The 25,553-nt window shown below is 70.1% G+C and carries 24 protein-coding genes and 1 pseudogene; 11 read left to right on the forward strand and 14 right to left on the reverse strand.

Annotation, left to right across the window (positions count from 1 at the left end; genetic code table 11):
* Nucleotides 1-69: 69 nt before the first annotated feature.
* From ACZ7L5_RS27885 to ACZ7L5_RS27905, 5 genes are all read right to left on the reverse strand, one after another.
* On the reverse strand, nt 70-1,491 hold the full coding sequence (locus ACZ7L5_RS27885; RefSeq protein ID WP_471519727.1) for a cellulose binding domain-containing protein: 1,422 nt from the start codon (nt 1,489-1,491) through the stop codon (nt 70-72).
* A gap of 47 nt (nt 1,492-1,538) precedes the next feature.
* A complete protein-coding gene (locus ACZ7L5_RS27890; protein ID WP_471519729.1) occupies nt 1,539-3,095 on the reverse strand; it encodes a beta-N-acetylhexosaminidase in 1,557 nt (518 codons plus the stop codon).
* A 42-nt stretch (nt 3,096-3,137) separates the two neighbouring features.
* Entirely contained in the window at nt 3,138-3,947 is an 810-nt protein-coding gene (locus ACZ7L5_RS27895) for a carbohydrate ABC transporter permease (RefSeq protein WP_471519731.1), read from the reverse strand.
* A 68-nt stretch (nt 3,948-4,015) separates the two neighbouring features.
* A complete protein-coding gene (locus ACZ7L5_RS27900) occupies nt 4,016-5,002 on the reverse strand; it encodes a carbohydrate ABC transporter permease (RefSeq protein ID WP_471519733.1) in 987 nt (328 codons plus the stop codon).
* A gap of 105 nt (nt 5,003-5,107) precedes the next feature.
* Nucleotides 5,108-6,376 carry an extracellular solute-binding protein gene (locus ACZ7L5_RS27905; protein WP_471519735.1) on the reverse strand — a complete coding sequence of 423 codons (1,269 nt, stop codon included), beginning with the start codon at nt 6,374-6,376 and terminating at the stop codon, nt 5,108-5,110.
* A gap of 265 nt (nt 6,377-6,641) precedes the next feature.
* Between ACZ7L5_RS27905 and ACZ7L5_RS27910 the strand changes: the two genes are divergently transcribed.
* Nucleotides 6,642-7,487 (forward strand): GntR family transcriptional regulator, encoded by an 846-nt coding sequence (locus tag ACZ7L5_RS27910; RefSeq protein WP_471519737.1) that lies wholly within the window; start codon nt 6,642-6,644, stop codon nt 7,485-7,487.
* A 10-nt stretch (nt 7,488-7,497) separates the two neighbouring features.
* On the opposite strand, the gene ACZ7L5_RS27915 is transcribed toward ACZ7L5_RS27910, so the two are convergent.
* Entirely contained in the window at nt 7,498-9,144 is a 1,647-nt protein-coding gene (locus ACZ7L5_RS27915; protein ID WP_471519739.1) for a serine/threonine-protein kinase, read from the reverse strand.
* A 277-nt stretch (nt 9,145-9,421) separates the two neighbouring features.
* Here ACZ7L5_RS27915 and ACZ7L5_RS27920 point away from each other — a divergent pair, with 277 nt between their 5' ends.
* The 3 genes from ACZ7L5_RS27920 (at nt 9,422) to ACZ7L5_RS27930 (ending at nt 12,042) form a co-directional block, all read left to right on the forward strand.
* Nucleotides 9,422-10,675 (forward strand): low temperature requirement protein A, encoded by a 1,254-nt coding sequence (locus ACZ7L5_RS27920; protein ID WP_471519741.1) that lies wholly within the window; start codon nt 9,422-9,424, stop codon nt 10,673-10,675.
* Between the two features lie 109 nt (nt 10,676-10,784).
* A complete protein-coding gene (locus ACZ7L5_RS27925; protein WP_471519743.1) occupies nt 10,785-11,579 on the forward strand; it encodes a hypothetical protein in 795 nt (264 codons plus the stop codon).
* Nucleotides 11,572-12,042, forward strand: a complete 471-nt coding sequence (locus tag ACZ7L5_RS27930) for a GntR family transcriptional regulator (protein WP_471519745.1) — start codon at nt 11,572-11,574, stop codon at nt 12,040-12,042. Before ACZ7L5_RS27925 ends, ACZ7L5_RS27930 begins: the two co-directional genes overlap by 8 nt.
* A gap of 90 nt (nt 12,043-12,132) precedes the next feature.
* On the opposite strand, the gene ACZ7L5_RS27935 is transcribed toward ACZ7L5_RS27930, so the two are convergent.
* The 3 genes from ACZ7L5_RS27935 to ACZ7L5_RS27945 form a co-directional block, all read right to left on the reverse strand.
* The gene (locus ACZ7L5_RS27935) at nt 12,133-13,269 is read right to left on the reverse strand and encodes a PQQ-dependent sugar dehydrogenase (protein ID WP_471519747.1); all 1,137 of its coding nucleotides are present in this window, start codon (nt 13,267-13,269) and stop codon (nt 12,133-12,135) included.
* A 180-nt stretch (nt 13,270-13,449) separates the two neighbouring features.
* Nucleotides 13,450-13,932, reverse strand: coding sequence for a hypothetical protein (locus ACZ7L5_RS27940; RefSeq protein WP_471519749.1), 483 nt, complete (start codon nt 13,930-13,932; stop codon nt 13,450-13,452).
* A 93-nt stretch (nt 13,933-14,025) separates the two neighbouring features.
* A complete protein-coding gene (locus ACZ7L5_RS27945) occupies nt 14,026-15,387 on the reverse strand; it encodes a glutamate decarboxylase (RefSeq protein WP_471519751.1) in 1,362 nt (453 codons plus the stop codon).
* Between the two features lie 330 nt (nt 15,388-15,717).
* Between ACZ7L5_RS27945 and ACZ7L5_RS27950 the strand changes: the two genes are divergently transcribed.
* On the forward strand, nt 15,718-16,197 hold the full coding sequence (locus tag ACZ7L5_RS27950; protein WP_471519753.1) for a potassium channel family protein: 480 nt from the start codon (nt 15,718-15,720) through the stop codon (nt 16,195-16,197).
* Nucleotides 16,198-16,380: 183 nt separating this feature from the next.
* A pseudogene (locus ACZ7L5_RS27955) lies at nt 16,381-16,830 on the forward strand (HD domain-containing protein); the annotation flags it as partial.
* 92 nt (nt 16,831-16,922) lie between these two features.
* Here the strand turns inward: ACZ7L5_RS27955 and ACZ7L5_RS27960 are convergent.
* Nucleotides 16,923-17,501, reverse strand: coding sequence for a dihydrofolate reductase family protein (locus tag ACZ7L5_RS27960; protein ID WP_471519755.1), 579 nt, complete (start codon nt 17,499-17,501; stop codon nt 16,923-16,925).
* A gap of 236 nt (nt 17,502-17,737) precedes the next feature.
* On the opposite strand from ACZ7L5_RS27960, the gene ACZ7L5_RS27965 reads away from it, so the two are divergent.
* The 3 genes from ACZ7L5_RS27965 (at nt 17,738) to ACZ7L5_RS27975 (ending at nt 20,773) form a co-directional block, all read left to right on the forward strand.
* Nucleotides 17,738-18,301, forward strand: coding sequence for a snapalysin family zinc-dependent metalloprotease (locus ACZ7L5_RS27965; protein ID WP_471519757.1), 564 nt, complete (start codon nt 17,738-17,740; stop codon nt 18,299-18,301).
* A gap of 227 nt (nt 18,302-18,528) precedes the next feature.
* Nucleotides 18,529-19,515 (forward strand): pyridoxal-phosphate dependent enzyme, encoded by a 987-nt coding sequence (locus ACZ7L5_RS27970; protein WP_471519759.1) that lies wholly within the window; start codon nt 18,529-18,531, stop codon nt 19,513-19,515.
* Nucleotides 19,516-19,696: 181 nt separating this feature from the next.
* On the forward strand, nt 19,697-20,773 hold the full coding sequence (locus tag ACZ7L5_RS27975) for an NAD(+)/NADH kinase (RefSeq protein WP_471519761.1): 1,077 nt from the start codon (nt 19,697-19,699) through the stop codon (nt 20,771-20,773).
* Between the two features lie 117 nt (nt 20,774-20,890).
* On the opposite strand, the gene ACZ7L5_RS27980 is transcribed toward ACZ7L5_RS27975, so the two are convergent.
* Nucleotides 20,891-21,400: a COG1361 family protein gene (locus ACZ7L5_RS27980; protein WP_328883595.1), complete on the reverse strand. Its 510-nt coding sequence runs from the start codon at nt 21,398-21,400 to the stop codon at nt 20,891-20,893.
* 326 nt (nt 21,401-21,726) lie between these two features.
* Here ACZ7L5_RS27980 and ACZ7L5_RS27985 point away from each other — a divergent pair, with 326 nt between their 5' ends.
* On the forward strand, nt 21,727-22,548 hold the full coding sequence (locus tag ACZ7L5_RS27985; RefSeq protein ID WP_471519763.1) for an aminoglycoside adenylyltransferase domain-containing protein: 822 nt from the start codon (nt 21,727-21,729) through the stop codon (nt 22,546-22,548).
* A gap of 20 nt (nt 22,549-22,568) precedes the next feature.
* On the opposite strand, the gene ACZ7L5_RS27990 is transcribed toward ACZ7L5_RS27985, so the two are convergent.
* Nucleotides 22,569-22,826 (reverse strand): hypothetical protein, encoded by a 258-nt coding sequence (locus tag ACZ7L5_RS27990; protein ID WP_471519765.1) that lies wholly within the window; start codon nt 22,824-22,826, stop codon nt 22,569-22,571.
* Between the two features lie 171 nt (nt 22,827-22,997).
* Between ACZ7L5_RS27990 and ACZ7L5_RS27995 the strand changes: the two genes are divergently transcribed.
* Nucleotides 22,998-23,576 carry a hypothetical protein gene (locus ACZ7L5_RS27995; protein ID WP_471519767.1) on the forward strand — a complete coding sequence of 193 codons (579 nt, stop codon included), beginning with the start codon at nt 22,998-23,000 and terminating at the stop codon, nt 23,574-23,576.
* 45 nt (nt 23,577-23,621) lie between these two features.
* On the opposite strand, the gene ACZ7L5_RS28000 is transcribed toward ACZ7L5_RS27995, so the two are convergent.
* Nucleotides 23,622-24,263: a response regulator gene (locus ACZ7L5_RS28000; protein WP_471519769.1), complete on the reverse strand. Its 642-nt coding sequence runs from the start codon at nt 24,261-24,263 to the stop codon at nt 23,622-23,624.
* Entirely contained in the window at nt 24,260-25,462 is a 1,203-nt protein-coding gene (locus tag ACZ7L5_RS28005; RefSeq protein WP_471519771.1) for a sensor histidine kinase, read from the reverse strand. Before ACZ7L5_RS28005 ends, ACZ7L5_RS28000 begins: the two co-directional genes overlap by 4 nt.
* Nucleotides 25,463-25,553 lie beyond the last annotated feature (91 nt).

Below are 25,553 nucleotides of genomic sequence, written 5' to 3' on the forward strand. Positions count from 1 at the left end.
TGCCGAGGCAGGCAGCAGGGCTCCGGCCCTCGGTCAGACCCCCTGAGCCCCGCTGCCCACAGAAGTGGCCTAACTGTTGGGGACGGTGTCCTCGAACGTGGTGCCGGCCGTGCGGTAGGCGCTGATCTTGGCCGTGACCTCAGCAGGGCTCAGGACCTGGTCCTTGACGTGCAGGACGTAGTCGACCTGTTCGTCGTAGGAACGCGGAGTCGTGCTGGTCTGGCCCGCGAGGTCGATCAGCCACTGGTTGAAGTTGATGGACATGGGGCGCTCGGGCAGGTAGGCGGCGTCGTGCGTGCCGAAGAGCCGGCCGTCGGCGTAGTACTTGATGGTGCTGTCGTCGATCGTGAGCACCAGGTCGTGCCAGCCCGCCCAGCTCTGCCGGGACTCGGTGTGCTGGTTGACGGCCTGCCAGGGATCGGGGTTGTAGGTCTCCCAGGACGTCGTGTACAGGATGTTGGCCGGCTCGCCCCAGCCGCCGTTGGGCAGATACTCGAAGTCGTACTCCGCGTAGTCGTCGGCCATGGGCGCCTTGAGGTCGTTGATGGTGAAGAACGTCTGGACGAGGCGGTCACCGTCCGGTCCTGACACGGGCGCGTCGGAGAACTTGACCCGGGCCGCGTAGGTGCCGTTCTTGAACTTCATGGTCTTGGTGAGGACTTCGGTCTGTTTGGTGCTCTCGGGTGTTCCCGCGGTCGAGGTCCGCAGATTCATCACCGAGTTGCCGCCGGAACTGGCGAAGGTGACGTTCTCCGGGGACCACGTGGCACCGGGCACGCCGGGCCCGCCGGAGTTCGAGCGAACACTCCAGCCGTTCGCCGAGATCCTCGGGTCGCCGGAGCCGCTGTAGTTGAAGTCGTCGAACAGGCTCTGTCCGCCTGCCGGAGGGTCCGTGGGCGGGTCGGTCGGCTCGTTGCCCTCGGGGGCGGTGCCCCACACCGTGCTGCCGGACACCTGGGCGGTGATCTTCGTCCAGTCCGCGTACGACGACCGGGAAGCGCTGAAGGAGTAGTCGTCGCTCTGGTTGAGGGGCTGCCAGTCGGCCCGGTGGAAGCGCAGTTGCATGTCCCCGGTGTCGGCGCCCGGAGCGAGGGTGCCCGCCCCCGCGGTGAAGCCGATGTCCACGTAACGGTCGGCCGTGGCCGTGGGGTTGGCCAGGGTGCCGAGGGTGCCGGTGATGTTGGCGCAGCCCTTGACCGCCCAGGAGCAGGCGAAACGGTAGGCGGCGGCGGCCGAATCGGCCTTGAAGTAGTAGCGCACCTTGACGGTGCTGAGCGGGAGGGCGCTGTCGCCGGTGTTCCTGACCTTGAGCCAGGGTTCGGCCTGGTCCGCCGTGGCGCCCGTGGCGCTGGTCCGGTACTGGACCGTCACGTCGTCCGCCGCGGCGCTCGCGGTGCCGGTCAGGGCGGTGAGACCGGCGGTGCCCATGGCCATGGACACCGCGGCGGCTGCGGCGACGCGCAGCCTGTTCGGCGTGGTTCGGGACTTCATGCTGAATCCTTCCGGGACGGGATGTGGGGTTCGTCGTGCTCGGGGGATCAGGGCTGTGCTGTGGTGCGGCTTCCGGGATGGCGGCTGACGCCGAGGGCGTCCAGGCGCGGAGTGTGCCGGGCCAGACGGGAGCGGAACTCCTCCCACGGGGTGGGACCGCTCCAGGCACGGTCCGCCAGAGCGCACAGGCGCGGATACGTGAGGTACTCCAGGTGGGCGGGCGTCTCGGCGTACTCGGTCCACAGCTGCGCCTGGCTGCCCAGGATTCGGGCGGCGGCTTCGGGCGCGGCACCCTCGGGGACGGGATCGTGCGCGTGTACGTCCCTCAGCGCCACGACGGCTCCCGGCTGCGCCGGCAACTCCTGGGTTCCGCCGCTCTGCGGATAGTCGAAGTAGGTGGCGCGGTAATGGGCGTTGATCACGTCGTGGCCGCGCCCGGCTGCGGTCACGGCATGTGCGGGGTCGCGCCAGGCCATCACGGTGAAGTCGTCGGACAACTCGGTGCCGGACTCGGCCCAGCCGACCGGCCGGCGTCCGTTCCGGGCCAGGAACGCTCCGACGCGGCCCAGGAACCACCCGTGCAGTGCGGCCGGACCGCTCAGTCTCGCGGCGAGGGCGCGCGCCCTGGCTTCCTGGCTCTGCTCCCATTCGGTGGTGGGGCACTCGTCGCCACCGATGTGGATGTAGGGGGAGGGGAAGACGTCCATGACCTCCTCCAGCACGGTGCGGCAGAAGTCGAAGACCTCCTCATGGACCCCGAGGACGGTGTCGCAGACACCCCACCTGGTCCACACGTCCAGGACCCGGTCGGGACGGTTGCCCAGGTGCGGATACGCGGCCAGGGCGGCACGGACGTGGCCGGGCATCTCGATCTCGGGCATCACGGTGATGCCTCGGGCAGCCGCGTACTGCACCAGGCCGGCCAACTCGGCGCGGGTGTAGGCGCCGCCGTGCGGCACACCGTCGTGGTCGTCGCTGCCGGCACTGGTCATGGACTGGGCACGATGGGAGCCGATCTCGGTGAGCTTGGGGTAGGCCGCGACCGGCATCCGCCACCCCTGGTCGTCGGTCAGATGCAGATGAAAGACATTGATCTTGTGCAGGGCGAGGAGATCGACGTAACGGCGCAGGTAGGACGCCGGCTGGAAGTGGCGGGCCACGTCGAGCATCGCTCCGCGCCAGCGGTGCAGGGGGATGTCCGTGATCTCCACACAGGGCAGTGACCATCGCACACCGCGCTGCGGCGAAGCCGCCAAGGCCTGCGGGGGCAGGAGCTGACGGATCGTCTGCACTCCGCGCAGCAGACCGGTGGTGTGTGCGGCGCGCAGCAGTACGGAGTGAGGTCCGACCGTCAGGCCGTATCCCTCGCGGCCGAGTCCGGTCAGGGCCGGGTCGAGGGCCAGGACTACGGCGGCGTCCTCGGCGGAGCGCAACGGCAGGCCGGTGGCAGGGGCGAGCAGGGTGCGCAGCAGCTGGGCGGCGGGTTCGGCACCGCTGCTGATGCGCAGGCAAGTATCGGGGCCGAAGGTGAAGTGGCCGGCTCTGGCATGCGCCTTGGTGGGGTGGGGGAGCAGGGAGAAGGCCACGGGCGGGGGTGCGGGCACAGCTGTCTCCGGGGGTCGGGTGCGGGACTGGGCAGGGGAGCGTCAGCCCTTGACGGCGCCGGCGGCGAAGCCGGCCGTCACATGGCGTTGGAGCAGCAGGAACACGGCCAGCGCGGGGAGGGCGAAGAGCGTGGAGGCGGCCATGGTGGCGCCCCAGTCCGTGCCGAAGACGTTCTGGAAGGAGGACAGCCAGACGGGCAGGGTGCGGCTGTCCTGGTGCTTGATGATCAGGAAGTTGGCGTAGGTGAACTCGTTCCAGGCGGTGATGTAGCCGAACAGCGAAGTGGCCATCAGCCCGGGAGCGAGCAGGGGGAAGGCGATGTGGCGAAAGGCCCTCAGCCGCGTGCAGCCGTCCACCTGTGCCGCCTCCTCCAGCTCCGGTGGGATGGCGGCGATGAACCCGCGCAGCACCACGATGGTGAACGGCAGCGTCATCATGAAGTAGACCAGCGTCAGGGTGGGCAGCCGGTCGAGCATGCCGGTGTCGCGGGAGATGATGTACACCGGGATGATCAGCGCCTCCCACGGCGCCATCTGCGCGATGAACACCATCAGCATGAACTGCCGTCTGCCGCGCCAGCGCATGCGCGCCACGGCGAACGACGCGCCCAGGGCGACAAGTAGGGAGAGCAGGACGGCGCCCAGGGTCACGAGGATGCTGTTGCGCCAGAACAGTCCGAAGCCGTCGGCGTCGACAGCGGCACGGAAGTGGTCGAGCGTCCAGGTCCGGGGCAGCAGTCGGGGACTGTCGGACTGGATGTCCCGGTTGGGCTTGAACGCGGTCGCGACCATCCAGTACACGGGGAAGAGACAGACCACGACGATCACTGCGGCGGCGATGTGCAAGGGCATGCGCCGAAGCCGAAGCGGAAACCGAAGCCGGGGGCGCGCCGTGCTGCTGGTGACGCCTCGCGGGGTGCTCATAGGGCCTCGCCCTCCTGGCGGAACATCTGGCGGAAGTAGAAGACGAGCACGCCGGCCAGCATCAGCACGGTGACCATCGAGGCGGCCGAACCGAGGTCGTAGCGCTGACTCGACAGAGCGGCCTGCACGGCGTAGACGGGCAGGATGGTGGTGGCGTCGCCTGGGCCGCCGTTGGTCATCACCCAGATCTGTACGAACGCCTTGAAGGTCCAGATGACCTCCAGCGAGAACACCAGCATGAAGATCGGCCGGATCATGGGAAACGTGATGGCGCGGAAGATACGCCGTGCCGAGGCGCCGTCGATGCGTGCCGACTCGTACAACTCCGTCGGCACGGTGACCAGGGCCGAGTACAGGGTGATGGCCGCGAACGGCACCGACTGCCAGACGATCAGCGCGACCAGGATCGTGAAGGCGGCCGTGCCGTGGGCGAACCAGGGGTACCGGTCGAACGACGTGAATTCCAGTTGTCGCAAGGCCCAGTTGGCGATGCCGAACTCCGAGTGGAACAGCCACTGGAAGACCGTCGTGGCGGCGATCACCGGCATGGCCCAGGTCAGCACGAGCGCGCTGAGTACGGTGACACGGCCCACCCGGCCCAGCCGCTCGATCACCAGGGCGACCAGGGTGGCGAGCAGCATGATCAGGGTGACGTTGACGGCCATGAAGAGAAACGTGCGGCGCACCACCTGCCAGAAGTGGGCGTCCGTGAGCAGGGTCTCGTAGTTCCGCAGGCCCACGAACCGGGCGTCGCCTTGGATGAGTTGACGCAGGTGGAAGTCCTGGAGCGATATCAGCACCGTGCGGACCAGGGGGTACGCGAGCAGATACAGCATGCCCAGGATCGCGGGGGCGACGAGCAGATAGGGCCAGGCTCCGCTCCCGACGGGCCCGCGCCTGCCCCCGCGGTCCGGGCGGGCGGAGCCGCCTGTCGGTCGGGGGAGCGAGGTGGGTGGCGCGCCGGCTTCACGGGCGACCGTCACGATGTCCTCTCCTCTCGGGGTGCGGCTCGCTCTGTGCGACTCGCGCTGTGGCGGCGGGTCCAGGGGGACGGGCGGCGGTTCGAACGCGGCGGCGCCGACGACGACTCAGGATCCGGTTGCCATCGCCGCAGTGATCGACGCGGATGCCTTCGCAGCCTCGGCCCGGGTATCGCCGCCGGTGAGTACGGCGGTCATGTAGTCCTTGATGGGGTTCTTCGCCTCGACGGCGGCCCAGCCGGGGGTGTTGGGTGTCGCCCGGCCGACGGCGGCGCCCACGGCCATCGCGGAGGCGCCCGGGTCGGCGGCGACCGCATCGGCCAGGGTCGTCTTGTTGGGTACGTAGCTCATGGCTGAGGCGAGCTTGCGCTGCCAGGCGTCACCGGTGAGTTCCTTGACGAACGTGAAGGCGGCGTCCTGCTTGCCCGATGCCGCCGGGATGACGAGGTCGGAACCGCCGATGAACACCGAACCGGGCCGTTCGGCCGTCTTGCCGGGGATCGGGAAGAAACCGAGCCTGCCCTTGAGTTCGGGATTGTTCGAGAGGACGACGTTGGCCCCGCCGGGCGTCGAAATGATCTGCGCCACCTGCCCCTTGGCCATGACCTCGGCCTGCGGGGGCTCTGCCTCGTCGGAGTCCTTGGGGCCCTTGCCGAGCGCTTGCAGCTGCTCGTAGAAGTTCATGCCACGTACGGCCTCAGGACTGTCGAGCGCGCCTTTCCAGGTGTCGCCGGACCGCGTGGCGAGGTCGCCGCCCTCGTCCCAGATGAACCCGGCCAGCGCGTACCACATCCGGCCCGGCAGGTAGATGCCCTGAGTCCCGCCCTTGTTCAGCTTCTCGGTGGCCGTGATCCACTGGTCGCGGGTCTTGATGGCGGCGGGGTCGATGCCGGCCTTCTTGAACAGGTCGGTTCGGTAGATCACCACTCGGTTGGCCGCGTAGTACGGGATGCCGTATTGCTTGCCCTCGTAGGCGCCCGGTTCGGCCAGGCCTTTGAGCCAGTTGCCGCCGCCGAGCTCGTCGACCTTGCCGCTGAGGTCGAGCAGCCCGCCGCTCTGCGCGAACTGGGCGACCTGGGTGTTGCCCGTCTCGATGACATCCGGAGCGTCATTGCTGGCGAGGGCGGCGGTCACCTTCTCGCCGATGCCGTCCCACTCCTGGATCTGGACCTTCACGTCGATGTCCGCGTGGGCTGCCTCGAAGCCCGCGACGAACTCCTTCTGGAACTGCGCCGAGACGCTGTCGCGCATGAGCCAGACATCGATGGTCGTCCGGCCGTCGGCGGATTCACCGGACGAGTCCGAATCGCCGCCGCAGGCACTGAGACCGCCGGCGAGCACCAGCGCGGAAACACCAGCAAGCATGCGGAGCTTCACAGTTCACCCCTGGGAGGAAAGCACCACGCCACTTGACCAGTTCATCGACTGGTCAGGTGACCTCTTGTTGGTCGATGAAGGTGGCATAGACCAATCGAGGCGTCAACCCTCCGCGTCTATCTGGCGGTTGGTGGAACGATTCACGCTGAGCCGTGCCGTGGTGGAGGGTTGATGGCTACACTCGATCTGACCAGTGCCCGACCGGTGGTAAGAAGGAATGAGGACTGGTCAGGTGAAGTCACGGACGCGGGGCGGGAGCAGCAGCATGAACGCTGGCGAGTCGGGGACGGTTCTCAAGCGAGAGCGCGTCCGGGACCACATCCTCGAACTCATGGAATCGCTCAACCCCGGCGACGCCATCCCCTCCGAGCGGTCCCTGTGCGCTGATCTGTACGTCTCCAGGCCAACTCTGCGGGCAGCAGTCGACGAACTGGTCGCCGCGGGACTCCTTGTGCGTGAGCACGGCCGAGGCATGTTCGTGGCACCGGAGAAGATCACACAGGAGCTGGTGTCGGACCACCGGGCCATGGTCGTCCCCAGGGCATCCGGCGCCTGGACGAGCCGCCTGCTGGAGTTCACCACCATCGCCGCCGGTGCCAGGGTCGGCCGCAAACTGCACCTGTCACCCGCCGCCGACATCGTCTACGTGGCGCGGCTACGGCTGGTCGACGGCGTCCCCATGGCCATCGAGCACCTGCACATCCCCGCGAGCCTGGTGCCGACGCTGACCGCGCAGGAACTCGAAACGGGCGACCTCTACGAGCACCTGCACGACCGCCATGGAGTCCGGGTGAGCGAAGCCGTGCAGACGATCGAGCCCACCGTCGTCAGCCAGGCCGAGGCCAGGATCCTCGGGGTGCCGCACCTGTCGCCGGCGCTCCTGTTCGAGCGCCTCACCAGCGACACCAACGGCCGTGCCGTCGAGTACGTCCACTCCATCTACCGCGGCGACCGCTACCGCATCGTCACCCGCCTGACCTTGGGAGGACCGTCGGCCGGTGATGAGCAGGCGACCCGGACGGAGTCCATCCCGGGTATCCCGCCCGGCGCCTTCCCTCAGCAAGAGGCCGTCGTTGTCACGGCTCAGGGGGACGTGCACGCCGACCGGTGACGGTCAGGTGTCAGGAGGAGCGGGTCAGCCGGGAAGGCGACCCCGTCGTCTGACTGCCCTCGTTCTTCAGGGCCAAGGTGTCGGCGCCGGTCTTGGCCAGGGTGTAGAGGTTGCCTCGCGTGCACAGGATGCCGGCCGACGGATCCGTGGGTGCGCTGGTGACCGCCTCGAAGACCATGGACGTTCGATGCGTCTCCCGCAGGCTCAGCGTCTCGGTGCACCCGAGGTCCCGGCCTGTGCCGTCCTCGGTCACGTGGCTGACCTGTCTGCCCACGATCTCGCCCTGTCCCGCAGCGTGGAGGGTGACGGTCACGGCGACCCGTGTCGTGCGCGCGTTGACGATGCCGTCGCCGGCGGGGCTGCCGGGTCCTGTGCCCTTCCAAGTGCCCACCCAGGACGCGGGCAGAGCCTTCCCGGCAGCGGTGGCGGAAGGAGAGGTGGAGGCGGGCGGGGTCGTACGACCGTTCCCACCCGCCCTGTCATCGGCGCCGTTGTGCCAGGCCGGCGCCGTGACGACGGCCGCGGTCACCACCGTGCCCGCGGCCACTGCGGCCGTCCACGCCGCCCGCGCCGACCGCCGGCCGGGCGCGGCACCGGCCCCGGACGGAGCGTCAGGCACGCGGCCGGGAGCGGGACCCGAAGGGAAGGCAGGAGGAGGGCCGAACGCGATCGGCGAGCCGTCGGCGGTCGGTGGCCCGAACCCGGTCTGCGGTGCCGGGTTCGGCGCTGGTTGTGACTCCGGGGGGAGGGGTGCCGAGTGTTCCAGCAGCGCCGCCAGCTCGGCTTCCCGCGCGGTGATGTCCGCCTCCAGGCCCGGCGGCCGTGCCGAGGCCCAGGCCCCGGGCCCGGCCTCGAACCCTTTCAGCAACTCCTCCGCGGTGGGACGGTCCTGCGGTGACTTCTCCAGGCAGGCGGTCAGCAACGGCGCGAGCGCCTGCGGCACGCCGACGAGCGCGGTCTCCTCGTGCGCGATGCGGTAGAGCAGTTGGGCCGCGGACGGATCCTCGCCCGGGTGCAGAAAGGGCCCGTTCCCGGTGACGGCGTACACCAGGACCGCGCCCAGCGAGAAGATGTCGCCGGGCTCGGCCGATATGACCCCGGTGACCTGCTCGGGTGCCATGTAACCGGGGGAGCCGATGACACCGCCGGTACGGGTGTGCCGGGTGTCGTCAACGGCCCGGGCGATTCCGAAGTCGATGAGCAGCGGATGGCGGCGGGCGAGCAGCACGTTGGACGGCTTCACGTCGCGGTGCGCGAGCCCCGCCCGGTGAACGGCCCGTAGCCCCTCGGCGAGTTCCGCCGCCAGAGCCCGGACGGCGGACTCGGGCAGCGGACCGTCGGACGCCACCCAGTCCGCGAGGGAGGGTGCTGCCACGTACTCCGTGGCCAGCCATTGCGGCCGGTGCCCCGCCGGGCTGTAGTCGACGACCGACACCGTCCAGGGGGAGCGCACCTGGTCGCTGCTGGCGATCTCGCGGGCGAACCGCTGCTCGAACCCGGGGTCGCGGCCGAACTCGGGGCGTACGGTTTTGAGGGCCAGCGGACGGCCGGACGGGGTGCGGGAGAGAAACACCTGCCCCATGCCGCCGGCGCCGAGTCTCGCCAACAAGGGGTAGCCGCCGATGGCCGGCGGATCGGTGGGATCCAGACGTCTCATGAAACTCTCCGGGCACTGCTGGGGCCGCAGGGGCGGTGTGGACGGTGCGCCGTGGCTGTGGGGGACGGACATCGCCCGTGTGACACGCGGGTCTGTCCTGCACGCGATGCATTCATATCAGTTCATATGCTGAGTGCCCGGCGGGACGGGACCGCAACAGCGGCAGCGGCAGCGGAGCCCGGCTCGGCGGCTCTGCCGCCCGCGGCACGAACGTCCCCGAGTGCAGCCGTCACCAGCACCGCGCCACACGTTCGGCCGCGCCATACAGGAGCCTCACATGTCCGACAGCGCCCCCGAGCCCCGTCCTGTCACCGCGGCCGCAGTCCCCCTGGGCGCTGGTACCCGCCGATGGCTCTTCCGCCCGCCCCGGCGCCACGGCGAGGTCGACACCGGTCGCAGCGTCAGCTTCCTCGAGCTCTTCTACGACCTCGTCTACGTCGTCCTGGTCGGGCAGGCGGCCCACACCTATGCCGAGGACTTCTCCTGGCGGGGTACGGCAACGTTCGCCGTGGTCTTCGGGCTGATCTGGATCGCCTGGCTGAACGGCACGCTCTTCTACGAACTGCACGGCCGCGAGGACGGTCACACCCGCTCGCTGATCTTCGTGCAGATGCTGCTGCTGTCCCTCATGGCGGTCTACGTCGGCCACGCCGACGGCGACGACGGCCGCACCCTGGCGGCGCTCTACGCACTGCTGCTCGCCCTGCTGAGTTACCAGTGGTACTCCGTGTACCGACTTGACGAACCGGAGCTGCGCAGGACGCCCCGTCGCTATCTGACCGTCATGGTCGCGGGCATCATCCTGATCGCCGCATCGGCACCTCTGTCGGCCGACGTCCGTCTCGTTCTCTGGGCGGTGTTCGTTGTCGCGTGGTGCGGCGTGGAGTGCGTCATTCTCATCTACTGGCGCAGAGCGCCGAGTTATCACGTTGTGACCGAACCCATGGTCGAACGCTTCGGACTCTTCATCATCATCGTGCTCGGCGAAGTCGTCATCGGTGTCGTGAACGGCCTGACGGACACCGAACGCAGCACACTCGTCACGACGACGGGCCTGCTCGGGCTCGCCATCGGCTTCGGCTTCTGGTGGAACTACGCCGACTTGGTGTCCCGACGACTGCCTCGCGAGTCCGGCCACTCGCTGGCGACGTGGATCTTCACGCACCTGCCGATGGCGATGGCCGTGGCGGCAGCCGGAGCGGGCATGGTCGGGCTCGTGGAGCACGCCACCGACCACCGGACACCGGTCGCCCTGAGCTGGCTGATGGGCGGGTCCGTAGCCGTCATGCTGATCACCACCGTGGTGCTTCTGCCCACCCTGGCGGACTACGACCGCTTCCTCGCCGTCTACAAGTCGGTGCAAGCCGTACTCGTCACAGCGGCCGTCGCCGCCCTCCTCGCCGGCTGGTCCCGTCCCGCCCCCTGGCTCCTGGCCCTCATCCTGCTGCTTCTCCTCTCCGCGACCTGGGTTTTCGCATTCGTTCGATGGCTGAGACAGGGCTCCCTGATCAACGAGATCCCAGCCGACTGACACCGATCCGCCTGCTCGGCGTCTTCTTGTATCGAGGGTTTGACACAAGATTCCGACCAGGGCATCTTGTACCCACCGTTTGGTACAAGATGCCCTGGGGGATCTCCACGTGCTCGACACCGTCCCGCTCCAGTCCCGGCTCCTCGACCACGCCGACCACTACGCCCGCTGGTCCGGCCTGGCCATCGGCATCGTGGCCGCACAGCAGTTGGTCATGATGGAGAGCGGCGACATCACGATCCCCCTCGTGTTCGCCATCACGGCCTTCGGCTTGTGCGCCGTGGTCGGTGTCCTGCTCGGTGACGCTCTGACCCTGCGTCCCCAGGAAGCGGTACGCACCGCGAGCCTCGCCCCGCGGCTGGTCAGAAACCACGTACCGCCCCGCATGGCGCCGTTGCTTCTTCTGCAGGCCGCCTCCCTCGTCGCTCTGCTGGTCATGGGCGCCGTCACGGCCTCCTCCGGCCCCGACCGGGCAGGCGGGGCGGGCCGTGTCATCAACGTCGCCTGCCAAGGGATGGGGGCATCCCTCGGCCCCTGGCCCGGCCTGTACTACAGCGGCCCGATGTTCGCCGCCCTCGCGGTCGGAACCCCCGCCTGTGTCTGGGCCCTGCGCCGTATCGCCTACGGGCCGGGCGACTACCAGCAGCGCCGCGACCGCGCGTGGGCGATCACGGGAGCCTGGGGGCTGTTGGTGTCGAGTCAGGTCCTGCTCGTCGTCCTGATGCTGCTCGTCGCGCTCACGGAAACGTCCTGCGCAGGACTGCTCGGCGCCGTCACCATCGTGGCGATCTGCCCCTTGGGCCTGCTGAGCCTGTTCACGTTCGGGTGGTCCCTGGTAACCGTGGTGGCACCGCGGGCGGTTGACGACGAGGTAGCAGACGATGGGACTTCCGCCGATGAGTGACCGCACCGTTCGCGTCGACACCACCAGCCAGGTGCCTCCGTACGAGCAGATCCGCGCCCAGCTGGCCGCGCTCATTCGCACCGGCCGGCTGACCGAAGGCGAGCGCCTGCCGACCGTGCGCCAGCTCGCTGCCGACCTCGGTCTGGCGCCGGGCACCGTGGCCCGCGCCTACCGCGAGCTGGAGGCCGTCGAGCTGATCCGCACCCGCCGCGGGGCTGGCACCAGGGTGGCCGCACCGCCGTCCGGGCCGCAGGTCCACGATGCCCCCCAACTCGGCACTCTGGCCCGGGACTTCACCTCCGCCGCCCGGGCGCTGGGAGCCGACACCGAGGACATCTTGACCGCCGTCCGCAATGCCCTCAACTCGGAACCCGACGTCGACAGCGGAGCGGGCGGCCACCGGACGACCGAGGCGTCGGTGAAAGTCACCGGTGTGGGTCGCAGGCGTCAGGCACAGGCTTGAGTGACGGGCCTGAGCGACAGTCGTAGCCGCCGCTTGGCCATCGAGCAGTCACTCCTGCGTCCGCGGGCAAGGTTCTCCGTCCGTTAGCCGTTACGCCGGGTCGATACGGAAGACGCTGCCGCCGATCGCGAGCACGTACAGTTCGCCGTTGCCGCCCTGCGCGAAGGAGATGACCTCGCCGCCGTTGACTCCGAGGTCGTTCACGGCGGTCACCTTGCCGTTCTTCAACTGCAGTGAGCGGACGGTGCCGTCGCAGTAGTCGCTGTACACGTACTGGCCCCTGAGGGCGGGGATCGCCTTGCCCCGGTAGACGAAGCCGCCGGTCACCGAGCAGCCGAAGTTCGCGCGGTCGTATTCGTGGACCGGCGGCACGTGGTTCGCGGGTTCCGTGCCGCCGCGGAATGGATGGGTGCCCTCCATCCGGGCCCAGCCGTAGTTCTCGCCGCCCTTGCTGCTCGCCGGGGCCCAGTCGATCTCCTCCCAGTCGTTCTGGCCGACGTCACCGATGAAGAGGTCGCCCGTGCCCGAGTCGAAGGAGAACCGCCACGGGTTGCGCAGCCCGTACGCCCAGATCTCGTCCTTCGCGTTCGGGTCGTTCACGAACGGGTTGCCCGACGGGATCGCGTACGGCGTGCCGCCCCTCGGGTCGATCCGCAGGAGCTTGCCGAGCAGCGTGTCGAGGTTCTGCCCGTTGCCGTGCGGGTCGCCGCCCGAGCCGCCGTCGCCGAGCGCGATGTAGAGGTAGCCGTCGGGGCCGAACTTGATGTCGCCGCCGTTGTGGTTGGCGTAGGGCTGCGTCTGGGTGATGACCGTACGCCGGGTCTGCGGCTGGATCTTGCCGTTCCGTACGGCGAACTCGTCCACGGTGCTGGTGCCTTCGAGGTTCGTGAACGAGATGTAGAAGTGCGCGAACCTCTTGTCGAACGCGATGCCCAGCAGCCCGCGTTCGCCGTCGGTGGTGGTCTCGGCGGATATGTCGAGGACGGGCCGACTGAGCCCGTTCTTGTCCAGGACCCTTACGGTGCCCGGGCGTTCGGCGATCCAGAGCTTCCCGCCGGGACCGGCCGCGCCGGCCGTCGGATTCTGGGCCCTGGCCACGTTCTTGAGGGTGACCTTCGCCGCTTGCCGCGGCGAGGCGGGCTCGTCGGCCGACGCCGCGGTCAAGGCGAAGGTAGCGACGAGACAGACGGTGCCGATGATCGCCGTGCTTCTGGTGCGAACACTCACCGAGATCCTCCTAGAGGCGGTGAATCGGCAGGTCACGCGGCTGCCGGGGCGTGTCGTGGGGCGCCGCTCGCGTCAGCACGCAACCTGGTGGGGGGAGAGAACGGTGCGCTGATTGGCTCGCTACGGATGAGGATACTGAGACAGCGCCGCTTGGTATAGACCAGCTGCGTGTGATTACGGTCAGTGTGAGAGCGATCCGACGCTGCGCACCCAGACGGGGAAGGGTGCGGCCGCTGGCTCTGGCGCGGTCTGCTCGGGCTGGTCGCGCCCCTCCGCAAGGTCCGACCAGGCGACCACGCCCGGCTCCCGCTGGCTCAGGAAGCCCTCGACCACAGCGCCGAGATCGCCGCAAGGCACATAGGCGCCGCCAAAAGGCAGTTCGTCAGCGGTCACCGACCCGGTTGAGCACCGGAGCTGCCCAGCCTGCTCGTCGTGCCACACGTAGAACGTCGCCATCCCCGCGAAGCCCATCTCGCGGATACGGCGCCGGAGGCCGTCGGCGGTCCGCTCAAAGGCGGAGACCACCTCCGACACGGACAATGCCTCTCTGTCCTCGGCTTCCGCACTCAGCGACCAGGTGTTGGTTTCCCGCTCCACCCGCCGGTCGGTCGGCTCCAGCACCAGCGGCTCGTCCGCCACCTCGGCGATCCATGTCAACAGCACCGGAGAAGTATCCCCGCACAGCTCGGCGCCGGGCCGAGCATTGCCACGACACCCTCGTGCGCGTTCACGTTCCGCGCCCGCACCGGTCGGGTGTCAGTACGTGGTGTGGAGCTGCTTGGTGACTTCCGTCAGGTCGGCGATGAACATTGCGGCGAGTTCGGCGGTGAACCCGGTGCGTACCACCAGGCGCAGGACGGAGATGTCCTGGCAGGGGGCGGGGAAGGCATAGGCGGGCAGATGCCAGCCTCGTGCTCGCATCGCCTGGGCGACGTCGAAGACCGTGAAGCCCGGCGTGCCGGGTGTCAGGCGGAAGGCGAAGGCGGGGAGTTCGGAGCCGTCCGTGAGCAGTTCGTAGGGGGAGATGGCCTGGATGCGGGTGGCGAGCAGGCGGGCTGTCGTGCGGTTCTTCGCTGCCAGGTTGCGCAGTCCTTCGAAGCCGTACCTGAGGAAGCTGTAGTACTGCGCGACGACGTGGGCGCCCGGGCGGGAGAAGTTGAGGGTGAAGCTGGGGGAGCGGCCGCCGAGGTAGTCGACCTCGAAGACCAGGTCGTCGGGGAGGGCTTCGGCATTGCGCCACAGGGCCCACCCGAGACCGGAAAAGACGTGCCCGAACTTGTGTCCCGAGGTGTTGATGGAGGCGACGCGTTCGAGCTGGAAGTCCCACATGAGACCCGGGTCGAGGAATGGGGCCACCATGGCGCCGGACGCCCCGTCGACATGGACGGGGATGTCGGTGCCGGTGGCGGCCTGGTACCCGTCGAGGGCCACGCAGATGTCCGCAACGGGCTCGTAGGAGCCGTCGAAGGTGGACCCGAGGACGGTCACGACGCCGATCGTGTTGTCGTCGCAGTGGGCAGTGAGGGTGTCGGGGGTGAGGTGGTAGCGGCCCGGTTCCATCGGGACGAAACGGGGCTCGACCTCGAAGTAGTTGGCGAACTTCTTCCAGCAGACCTGGACGTTCGCGCCCATGACGATGTTCGGGCGGGTCGTGTCCTTGCCCTGGGTGCGCCGGCGGTCCTGCCAGCGGCGTTTGAGCGCCAGTCCGCCGAGCATGGCCGCCTCGCTGGAGCCGGTGGTGGAGCAGCCGCGGACCTGCTCCGGGCAGGGCGCGTGCCAGAGCCGGGCCAGCATCCGCACACAGCGCTCCTCCATCGCCGTGATCTGCGGGTACTCCGCGCGGTCCGCGAGGTTCTTCTCCGCGGTCTCCGCCATCAACTGCTGAGCCTGTGGCTCCATCCATGTCGTCACGAACGTGGCGAGGTTCAACCGGGCATTGCCGTCGAGCATCAGCTCGTCCCGCACGCGGCGGCCGACCAGTTCGGGCGACGACGCCGACTCGGGAAGTTCGTCGACCGGCAGCACGAGGGTGTCGGTGGACGGGTGGCCGGGGTGGGGTGAAGAGGTGGAGGTGTCGGACTCGCTTGCGGGGAGGGCGTCGGCTTGCGGGACGGACATGAGTACGTGGATGCCTTTCTGGCCTGTGTGACCCCGTGCACTCCGACGCTAGATCCATGGGCGGCCCGCCATCCGTGCCGATTACACCGATCCGGTGACCGGTTTGCAGACTGATGAACTGGATTTTCCCTTGGGCATACCGGCTGTCGGCTTCGCCGGAACGCGGTGGTCCTCCTCGGCGGCGATACGTCAGTCGCTCCGGGGCCGTGGCGCCGTTCAGGTCCGGCTGTGTCGCCTGCCCGTCGACCGGGGCCGCTGTTCGGGTCGGGGTTCTTGTCCCGCGGCGCGTTCTCGTGGGGCCCGGTTGGGGTGTGGCGCAGGATGCGGGGTATGTTTCCCGGTTTCCTGGCCCGGGTGGTCGAGCTGCTGTCGGGCCGTCAGGGGCGTTCGCTGCATGTGAGGGCGGCCGGAGCCGCGACGGTCGTCCTCGCGGTCGTGATCCTGGTGGGTTCGGGCCTCGTGGTGTCCGCCGAGCGGGGTGCGCCCGGGGCGCGGCTGACCTCGTATCCGCGGGCGCTGTGGTGGTCGGTGGAGACCGCGACGACGGTCGGGTACGGCGACTACTATCCGGTGACGTTGTGGGGGCGGCTGATCGCGGTCGTGGTGATGGTCGTCGGGATCACCGCCTACGGGATGGTCACCGCGGCCCTGGCCACCTGGTTCGTGGGACGGGACGAGGAACGCCGACACCACCGCATGCACGAGGCGGAGCAAGCGATGGAGCAGACGTACGCGGAGGTGACCCACGCCGTGCACGAGCGTTTCGATCGCCTCGAACGCATGCTGGAGGGCGACGGCAGGACACCGTGACGTCCTGGTCCTCCGGCTCCCAGGCCGGGAGCAGGTCGGACACACGTCGGTCGCCGTCGAGCTTCAGCGAGTCCACCGGAACACGGCCGTACAGGGCGAGAACCGGTTCACCGGCCGTGCCGCGGGCGGAGGCGCCGGCCGCGTCCGGGGCCCGTCGGCAGCGGTGGGCGGGTGGAGACGGACGACCACTCCCGGCGGGTGTTCCTGTTCGGGGCGCTGCGCGGGCGGGAGCAGCGGCTGCGCGTCGATCCTGAACTGCTGTACGTGGGGGTGATGTTCCACGACCTGGGGCTGACCGAGCGCTTCCGGCGCACCGACCGGCATTTCGAGATCGACGGTGCCGACGAGGCCCGCCGCTTCCTGCAGGCCCACGGCGTCACCGGCGGGCCGGCCGACCGGGTCTGGGCGGCGATCGCCCTGCACACCACCCCGGAGATCCCCCTGCACATCGGCCGCGCGTTGCTCGTCGCAGACGGCGTGGTAGCCGATGCCCAGGACGTCCAGCTCCACACCCCGGGTGACCAGGGCCACTTCGGGTGCCACGTCAAGGCGGACGTGCTGGCCCACTTCTCGCCCGGCTTCGTACGCGGCGACTTCGTGGCGGTCATCAAGAACTCGGAGTGGCCCGAGTAGCCGGCTGTGCGACCGCGAGTGCCGCCCGCAGCGGTGATGGCGGAACTCCCGTGACGCTCGGCCCCTTGACGGGATGGGGTGCCCGGACGGGCTCAGGCATGCAGCGTGGGGCGATAGATGAGCTCCTGGATGTGGCCGTCGAGGGTCCGGTGCTCGATCAGTTCGAGGTCGAAGTCGGCCGCACCCTGGAAGATCGGGTCCAGCCCGGTCCGGCCGGTGATCACAGGGAAGAGGGTCACCTGGACGCGGTCGACCAGGCCGGCGGCCATCAGCGCACGGTTCATCGACAGGCTCCCGTGCGAGCGCAACGGTACGTCGGACTCCTCCCTCATCCGCGCGACGACGTCGACGGCGTCGCCGCTCGCGACGGTCGCGTCGGGCCAGTCGAGGGGTCCTTCCAGGCTGGTCGACACGACCGTCGTCGGCATGTTCCGCATCCGCGTGACCCAGGGGTCACGCACCTCGGACTCCTCGGTGCTTGCCGCCATCATCTGCGCGAACAGCCGGTACGTGTTGGCCCCGAAGACCATCCGTTGCTCCTCGCCGTACAGGGCCAGGCGGCGGTCGAGGAGCTCGGGGCCCTGCTTGCCCCAGTAGCCGGTCCAGTCGCCGCCGGCGGCGCCGTAGCCGTCGAGGCTGGAGAAGACGTCGAAGGTGTACGTCGCGGTCATGATGGTCTCCTTGAGTGCGGGTGACGCCTGCTGGAAATACAGACTGGCAACCAGGACGACACTCATCGCGTGACCGGCGACGCGACACGGCGGGCGAGAAGAAGAGCGTGACCCGCACGAGCCGGAAACAGGTCGGCGACCGCCTCGGGTTTGACGGATTCACATCCACTCCCGTTGGGCAATGGATCAGGGAATGTCATGAGCACGACTCCCCTTCCCCCACGAGGAGGTCGATCATGCACGTACGTAGGCTGACCGGCGGACTGGCCGCCGCCTGTGTGGTGTCCCTGTCCCTGATGGGTGGCCAGGCGGTGGCCGGTCCGCTCGACGAGGCGGACACCACCCTGGCAGCCCGTGTCCTCACCTACGACGCCAGCGGCTCCGCGGAGTTCAGGAGCGCCGTCGACCGGGGCGCGGCGATCTGGAACGAGAGCGTCGACGCCGTCGAGTTGCGGCCGGCCGGCGCCGGGCAGCGCGCGAACATACGGGTCCTCGCGGACAACGGCTGGCCGCGCGCCCTGCCCACCACGCTGGGCAACGGCACCGTCTACATCGGGCGCCAGGCCGTCGACCAGGGCTACGACACGATCCGCATCTCCGCCCACGAACTCGGGCACATCCTGGGCCTGCCCGACCGCAAGCCCGGACCGTGCTCCAGTCTGATGTCCGGTTCCAGCGCCGGTACCGCGTGCACGAACCCGTACCCGGACGCGGCGGAGAAGGCGGAGGTCGAGGGGAACTTCGGCGGCGCGCTCGTCGGGCGGGCAACGGCGGCCGGCGCCGAACTGATCGTGGACTGACGCCTGCCGCACCACGCCCCCTGAGGCGGACGAGCCCGCCCGATGCCCTGTCGGCCGAAGCGCTGCAGGCACCGGGCGGGCTCGGATCAGCGGGTGCCGTCGCCGGGTTCGATCCCGTCACCGGCCCGCCCGCTCGATCGGCCGCCGAACGATTTCGGGCCGGGCAGGATGGAACTCGCCGGCAACGCTGCCGGCGTTCCCGCAGAGTCCCGACAAGGGTGGTGCGCATGACCTCCGACGGCCGATTCCCACAACCGGCCTCGCTCGGCACCTGGCCGACCCCGCTCGAGCCCGTGCCGCGCCTGGCCCGCGCGCTCGGTCTCGGGCCGGACGACCTGTGGGTCAAACGGGACGATCTCACGGGCCTGGGCGGCGGCGGAAACAAGATCCGCAAGCTCGAGTGGCTGTGTGGCGCGGCGCTGGCCGACGGCGCGACGACCCTCGTGACCACAGGCGCGCCGCAGAGCAATCACGCGCGGCTGACGGCGGCCGCTGCGGCCCGGCTGGGCCTGGGTGCCGTACTCGTGCTCGCCGGCACACCCGGATCGTCGGCGTCCGGAAACCTGGCCTTGGACGGGCTCTTCGGCGCCAGGGTCGTCTGGGCGGGGTCCGCAGGCGGCGAAGCGCTCGCCGCCACGGCGGTTCAGGTGGAGCAGCAGCTACGCAAGCGGGGCAAGATCCCGGTGCTGATCCCCTTCGGCGGTTCCAGCGTGACCGGTGCGCGCGGCTATCAGGAGTGCGGGCGTGAACTCCTCACGCAGGCCCCGGACATCTCCACCGTCGTGGTCGCACTGGGCTCCGGCGGGACCATGGCCGGCCTGGTCGGCGCACTGGGTGCCGAGCGCGTCCTCGGCGTCCACTGCGGCGCCGTCCCCGACCCTGTCGGGACCGTGGCCACCCTCGTCTCCGGGCTGTCCGGCACACACCAGGCTCCGGAAGCGCTCAGAGTGAGGTTCGACCAGGTGGGCGACGGATACGCCGCACTGACCGAGCCCGTCATGGCCGCGCTGACCCTCACCGCACGTACCGAAGGTCTCGTGCTCGATCCCGTCTACACCGGGCGCGCGATGGCGGGCCTCGCCGCAGCCGTCGAGGACGGCGACATCCGCCCCGGCCGGCGCACCGTATTCCTGCACTCGGGCGGCCTACCTGGACTCTTCGGTCACCAGGCGGCCCTCACGAGAGCGGAGGCCGAGCTGACCGCCGAAGACTGAACGGCTCGCCGCCGAGGCACAGGGGCCAGGAAGCGAGGTGCCTTCCTCCTCGGCCGCCGACCGCGCGTGCGGGGCCGGCTGACCGCGCGTGCGGGGCCGGTGCAATGCAGGGATGCTCGAATGGGTCGGCTTGCCGGCCGGCAGCCGTCGGCCGACCGGACGAGATGCCCTGGAGGCGGAGATGACGTTGAACCGGCTCGGCCTGGTCGTGCACGGCGGACGTCCGGAGGCCGTCGAAGCGGCTCGGGTGGTCCGAGCATGGTGTGAGGCGCACGCCGTGCGGTGCACGGACATCGACGTGTGGGGCGAGGACGGGCACCGCCGCGGTGCCCGTGCGGAGGTCGAGGCCGCGGGCAATCCCGACCTCGTCGTCACCCTGGGCGGAGACGGCACCTTCCTGCGCGGCGCCCGGCTGGCCGCGCAGAACGACGCCCTGGTCCTGGGCGTCGATCTCGGGCGGGTGGGCTTTCTGACGGAGGTGCCGGCGTCCGGGGTGCGTGCCGCGCTGGACGCGGTGCGCGAGGACCGGCTGAGGCTCGACACGCGCATGCTGCTCGCCATGCGCGCCTCCTGCCCCCTGAAAGTGCCGGCGGGTCTGGAGGAATGGGTGCGGTACGGCCGTGGCCCGCTCCTGCCGCCGCCTCCGGTGCGCCCGGACTGCGAGATCAACGACGAGTGGGGCGTCCCCCTCGACGTGACCGCGCTCAACGACGTCGTGCTGGAGAAGCTGGCCCGGGACCGCCAGGTGTCGGTCGGCGTGTACATCTCCGGCAGACTCCTGGCCGCCTACTCCGCCGACGCGTTGCTGGTGGCCACCCCGACCGGCTCGACCGCCTACAGCTTCGCCGCCGGCGGGCCCGTCGTCTCGCCGCGCGCCGAGGCCCTCGTCTTCACGCCGGTCGCCCCGCACATGGCGTTCGACCGGTCGATCGTCACGGCTCCCAACGAGGCCGTCGGACTGCGTGTCCTCGAACGGTCGGGACCGGCGGCCGTCAGCATCGACGGACAGGTGCGGGGCGTTCTGGACCCGGGAGACTGGATCGGCGTGTACGCGGCGCCGCGCCGGCTGCGGGCCGTACGGCTCGGACCGATGGACTTCTACGGCCGGCTGCGCGAGCGGATGAACCTGACCGACGCCCCGGCCGCCGTCGCCGACGGGAGTCCGGCGCCCCTCTGGTCGGTGAGCACGCCACCGCCCGGTGACCTTGCCCATCTGGCGCTGCTGGGGGTTCCGGACGGTCCGTCGACCGTTCAGTGACGGCCGGCCGAAAGGGGCGCCGGCCATGGCCCGGTGCACGTCCGGCACCTCGTGATGCCGCCGTCTTGCCCCGCGCAGGAAGGAACCTGCACGGGGCGTCGGCGGGTTGTACGGGTGTCAGGCGCAGAGCACGCGCGTCTCCGGCGTGAAGACCGGACCGCCGCTGGCGTTCGTCGCGTCGCTGAACTCGGCGTAGTAGTACGAGTAGAAGCCGATGTTGCCGTTGCAGCCCGAGTCGGCGGCGACCTGGAGGGTCAGCGTGACGGTGCGGCTCTGGCCGGGCGGGATGGTGGCGCCGTAGTTCTGGCCGAGGTTGCTGGGCCCGGTGCCGGCGCAGGGCGTGCTGCCGGCGGCGGTGGCGAGGGTGCAGCCCGTGAAGCTGTACTTCAGGTCGGGGCGCTGCGTGGTGAGCCACGTCGGCTCGATCGTCTGGTAGACGAACAGGACGTCGTACGTCTTGTTGTTGGTCAGCGTCATCGAGAGTTGCACCGTGCCGCCGGGTGTCGTGGTGGCGGAGTCGGCGGTGAACGTCAGGGCGGCCGGGGCCGGGTCGGCGCTCGCGCTGGGGGCCAGGCCGAACACGGCGAGCAGGAGACCGAGGACGGCGGAGAGACCCAGGCGTCTCATACGTGGTGATCGCATGGCCCGGGAGGCTAGGCATCCGGCGCGCACGTCGTCTGCCCCTCGAAGGGCCCTCCGGTCATCGGCAGGCCGAATGTGTGCCTCGTGTAATGGGCATGCGGCGGCTGTGTGAAGCCCCTGCTGAGGGTGCATATGTGCACGGCAAGAGGCGGGACGGGCCGTCTGCGGGGCGCGGCGAAGTGCCCGTCGCCCGCGAGGTGTCTGATGCTGATATTGGCGTGATTCCGGATGTGCCGGGAGCCGTGGCGCGAAGCCCGGTGCGGAGGTTCTCGGGCATTCGTCGATTTCCGGCCTGGGCGGACACTGACGGTATGACCCGGACTCTCGTGGACCCGTACTCCGTCCCGGACGAACTGCGTCCCTACCTCCAGGAGGTCGTCCACCGCACGCATGCCCTGTGCGGATCTCACCTGGTGAGCGTCATCGCCGTCGGCTCCGTCGCGCTCGGCGACTACCGGCACGGACGCAGCGACGTCGACGTGACGGTGGTCGTGGACGGCGCCCTCCCCGGCCGAGCGCACCCCGGCCGAGCCCTCCCCGAGCTGGCCGCCGCACTGGCCCACCCCGCCCTGCCCTGCCCCGCGACGGGACTTGAACTCGTCGTCTACGACCGCGACTTCGCGGCCCGGCCTTCCGGCGAGGCCGGGTACCTGCTGGACCTCAACACGGGGCCGCTCCTGCCCGAACGGGCCAGCCTCGACCCGTCGGAGTCGCCCGCGTTCTGGTACGTCATCGACCGTTCCGTCGCCCGGCAGGCCGGCCGTGTGCTGTACGGCAGGCCGGCGCGGGAGATGATCGCCGAGCCCGCACGCGCCGACGTGCTCAGGGCGCTCCGTGCCTCGGTCCGGGAGCACAGTGCCGGCGAAGGGCATCTCTCGGACAACCGGGTCCTCAACGGCTGCCGCTCCGTGCAGTTCTGCCGTACGGGCCGCTGGCAGGCCAAGCGCCGGGCGGCGGAGGCGGTCGCGGCAGCCGAGGAACGTTTCCGTCCGCTGTTGCGGGCCGCACTGCACAGCTACGAACGCCCCTCCCGCACTGCCGCGGGCGCACTGCCCGCCAACGACGTACAGGCCTTCCTGGCCTGGGTGGCGGAACGAGTCGACGAGTCGGTCGAAGCGGACCCGCTGGGGTAGTGCCGCACGCCCCCACCCCCTCAGCCTTTCTGCGCCCCGCCCGAGAAGGCGGGCCGGTCGCCGACCCGGACGCGGCCCACGCACGCACCGCCGGCCCATCCGGTCACCCGCACCTGTGTGGCGTCCGGCCGGACGAGGTGTCCGTCCGGGGACGAGCGCAGGTCGACGTGGAGCCACGCCTCCTCACCCGGTCCCAGGACAAGGGGCACTCGCACCGCCTCCGTACGGTGGCCGGGTCGGGTGGCGAACTCCGTCAGCAGCTCGTCGTCCTGCACCATGTGGTGCGTGTCGGCGGGCAGCGGCCAGGGGTGACCGGCACGTCGGACGAGAACACCGGCACCCCGTCGGCCGCCGCCACGAGGTCCGCCGAAGCTCGAACCCGGTGCGTGTCGCCGCTTGCGGCAGCGGAGTCGGGACCCCTCCCGGCGGGTCGTCCCTACGATCGCGGCATGTTCTCGGGACGAGATGCGATCAGGCGGACGTGGCCGTTGCCGCTGGCTGTGGCCGCCGGAGTGCTGCTTACCGCGTGCAGTGGCGATCCGGCGCCTGCCGAGCCGACGCCGTCGCCGGCGAGGTCGTCGGAGTCGGCCACCGCTTCAGCCGTCCCGGACTCCTCCGCGTCCGCAACGACATCGCAGCTGACGCGGGACATCAAGGCCGCCTACGATGCCGCGACCGACGCTTACCCGGACGTCGACCTGGACAAGTGCACGAGGACGACTTCACTGGACGACAGGCGCTGCGGGGCTGCGCTCACCGCGGCCGAGAACGTCGCCGCCGACACGGCACGACGGCTGCGGGTCAAGAAGCCCGAGTACGCGGATGTGTTGTACAGCGACGTCTTCCTCACCACCAGCGCTGTCCAGGACGGCATCGACCGGCTGCGTGACCCGATTCCCTGCTACGGACTCAGCGACGCGGCGGACCCTCCGCCGCCGCTTCGGGCAGAGGCCGAGAGCATCTGTGCCGAGGGCGCCGACATCTTCAAGAGCGAGTGGGGGATCTTCCTCAGCAGCGTCAACCCTTGAGCCGTCCGATGACGTGCGCACGTGCCGCGGCAGGCCCGGCTCCCCTCACGGCAGCAAACGCTGTTCCTTCGCTACCGCTACCGCGCCTGCCCGGGTGTCGACGCCGAGCTTGTCGTAGATGCGGCGCAGGTGGGTCTTGACGGTGGCCTCGCTGATGAACAGGGCGCGCGCGATGTCGCGGTTTCCGATGCCGCGGGCGAGCTGGGTGAGGATGTCACGCTCACGGTCGGTGAGGGTGGGGCGGGGTCGTCGGAGGTTGGCCATGACGCGGCCCGCCACCGGCGCGGACAGGGCGGGGTGTCCCTCGGCGGCGGCGTGGATCGCGGCGAAGAGTTCGTCGGGGCGCTCGGCCTTGAGCAGATAGCCGGTGGCGCCCGCCTCGATGGCGCGGGTGATGTCGGCGTCGGTGTCGTAGGTGGTCAGGACCAGGACGTGGGGGGAGGCGCCGGGGGCCGACGTCAGGCGGCGGGTGGTTTCCACGCCGTCGATGCCCTCGCCCAGTTGCAGATCCATCAGCACCACGTCCGGTGCGAGTTTCGCGGCCAGCGCGAGCGCCTCCTCGCCGGTGCCGGCCTCCCCGACGACCTCGATGTCGGGCGCACTGTCGAGCAGCGCGAGCAGGCCGGCCCGTACGACGGCGTGGTCGTCGCAGACGAGGATGCGTACGGCAGCACGGTCGGGGGTCATCGGGGCGCCTCCAGGGGAACGGCCGCGGACAGGACGGTGCCCTCGCCGGGCGAGGAGTCGACGGTGAGGCTTCCGCCGAGCGCGCGCAGCCGGGCCCGCATGGCGGGCAGTCCGTGGCCGCGTTCGACGCCGGGGGAGTCGGAAGTTGCGGCCGGGTCGAAGCCGTGGCCGTCGTCGGAGACGTCCAGGACGACCTCGTCGTCGAGGAGGGTCAGGGTGAGGGCGGCACTGCTCGCGCAGGCGTGCTCGCGGACGTTGGCCAGGGCGCCCTGGGCGATGCGCAGCAGGGCGGACTGGACGCGGTCGGGCAACTGCGGGAGGCGCTCGGCACCGTCGACGTGGACGCGTACAAAGAGGTCGGCGCCGGACTCCCGCCCGGCCAGCGTGCGCAGGGCCTGATCGAGGCCACCGCCGGCGAGGTCGGCGGGGGCCAGGTCGTGTACGAAGCGCCGGGCCTCGGCGAGGTTGTGCGCGGCGACGGACGCGGCGGTGCGCACATGGGCGCGGGCCTTGTCCGGTTCGGTGTCCCACACCCGGTCCGCCGCCTGCAGCAGCATCTGCTGGCTGGACAGGCCCTGGGCGAGCGTGTCGTGGATCTCCATGGAGAGCCGCTGGCGTTCGGCGAGAGTGCCCTCGCGGCGTTCGGAGGCGGCGAGTTCGTGGCGGGTGCGGATCAGGTCGTCGATCAGGACGCGCTGGCGCGCGGTGTGCCGTTCCATCTGGAGGAAGACGGCGGTGGCGAGGGCGGCGACGGCGGGCGGCGCGAGGACCAGGTTCGGGTCGAAGCGGCCCGACAGCTGTACCTGCGCGGCGACGACGAAGACGGTCAGGACCGCCACGAGCACCAGAGCCGCGCGGGCCGGCAGCGTGCGAAGACCGGTGTAGAAGAGAGGCACCGCGCACCAGGCGAAGCTGGGCGCGAGTACGACCAGGACCATCCACACCACGACGACCAGCGCCAGCCAGGCCGATTGCCGCCCCGTGAGTTTGGGGCGCGTGTCGCCGGTCCTCGGGCCCAGCAGATGCAGGACGGCGAGCACGACGCACAGCGCGATGATCCAGGGAGTACGCGGTTCGCCGGGATGCCGCAGCACGAACCGGGCCAGCGCTCCGCCGAGCAGCAGGAAGAACGCCGCGTGCATCACGACGCCGAGCCACCGGGTGTCCACGGTGCTCGGTTCGTAGGACCGGTTCGGCATCCTGGGTCCGCCTCCTTTCCTGCTCACGCCCGCTGAACTGGGCAAACACCTCCATTGTGACCCGGCGCCCGGCCCGGGCAGGTCAACCGAT

It is taken from the genome of Streptomyces sp. NPDC107528, assembly GCF_055639295.1.

Coding starts and splice junctions, on each gene's coding strand:
- ACZ7L5_RS27885 (WP_471519727.1), bottom strand. CDS start 1,491: ATGAAGTCCCGAACCACGCCGAACAGGCTGCGCGTCGCCGCAGCCGCC.
- ACZ7L5_RS27895 (WP_471519731.1), bottom strand. CDS start 3,947: ATGCCCTTGCACATCGCCGCCGCAGTGATCGTCGTGGTCTGTCTCTTC.
- ACZ7L5_RS27910 (WP_471519737.1), top strand. CDS start 6,642: ATGAACGCTGGCGAGTCGGGGACGGTTCTCAAGCGAGAGCGCGTCCGG.
- ACZ7L5_RS27915 (WP_471519739.1), bottom strand. CDS start 9,144: ATGAGACGTCTGGATCCCACCGATCCGCCGGCCATCGGCGGCTACCCC.
- ACZ7L5_RS27920 (WP_471519741.1), top strand. CDS start 9,422: ATGTCCGACAGCGCCCCCGAGCCCCGTCCTGTCACCGCGGCCGCAGTC.
- ACZ7L5_RS27930 (WP_471519745.1), top strand. CDS start 11,572: ATGAGTGACCGCACCGTTCGCGTCGACACCACCAGCCAGGTGCCTCCG.
- ACZ7L5_RS27945 (WP_471519751.1), bottom strand. CDS start 15,387: ATGTCCGTCCCGCAAGCCGACGCCCTCCCCGCAAGCGAGTCCGACACC.
- ACZ7L5_RS27950 (WP_471519753.1), top strand. CDS start 15,718: ATGTTTCCCGGTTTCCTGGCCCGGGTGGTCGAGCTGCTGTCGGGCCGT.
- ACZ7L5_RS27960 (WP_471519755.1), bottom strand. CDS start 17,501: ATGACCGCGACGTACACCTTCGACGTCTTCTCCAGCCTCGACGGCTAC.
- ACZ7L5_RS27965 (WP_471519757.1), top strand. CDS start 17,738: ATGCACGTACGTAGGCTGACCGGCGGACTGGCCGCCGCCTGTGTGGTG.
- ACZ7L5_RS27970 (WP_471519759.1), top strand. CDS start 18,529: ATGACCTCCGACGGCCGATTCCCACAACCGGCCTCGCTCGGCACCTGG.
- ACZ7L5_RS27975 (WP_471519761.1), top strand. CDS start 19,697: ATGACGTTGAACCGGCTCGGCCTGGTCGTGCACGGCGGACGTCCGGAG.
- ACZ7L5_RS27980 (WP_328883595.1), bottom strand. CDS start 21,400: ATGAGACGCCTGGGTCTCTCCGCCGTCCTCGGTCTCCTGCTCGCCGTG.
- ACZ7L5_RS27985 (WP_471519763.1), top strand. CDS start 21,727: ATGACCCGGACTCTCGTGGACCCGTACTCCGTCCCGGACGAACTGCGT.
- ACZ7L5_RS27990 (WP_471519765.1), bottom strand. CDS start 22,826: ATGGTGCAGGACGACGAGCTGCTGACGGAGTTCGCCACCCGACCCGGC.
- ACZ7L5_RS27995 (WP_471519767.1), top strand. CDS start 22,998: ATGTTCTCGGGACGAGATGCGATCAGGCGGACGTGGCCGTTGCCGCTG.
- ACZ7L5_RS28000 (WP_471519769.1), bottom strand. CDS start 24,263: ATGACCCCCGACCGTGCTGCCGTACGCATCCTCGTCTGCGACGACCAC.
- ACZ7L5_RS28005 (WP_471519771.1), bottom strand. CDS start 25,462: ATGCCGAACCGGTCCTACGAACCGAGCACCGTGGACACCCGGTGGCTC.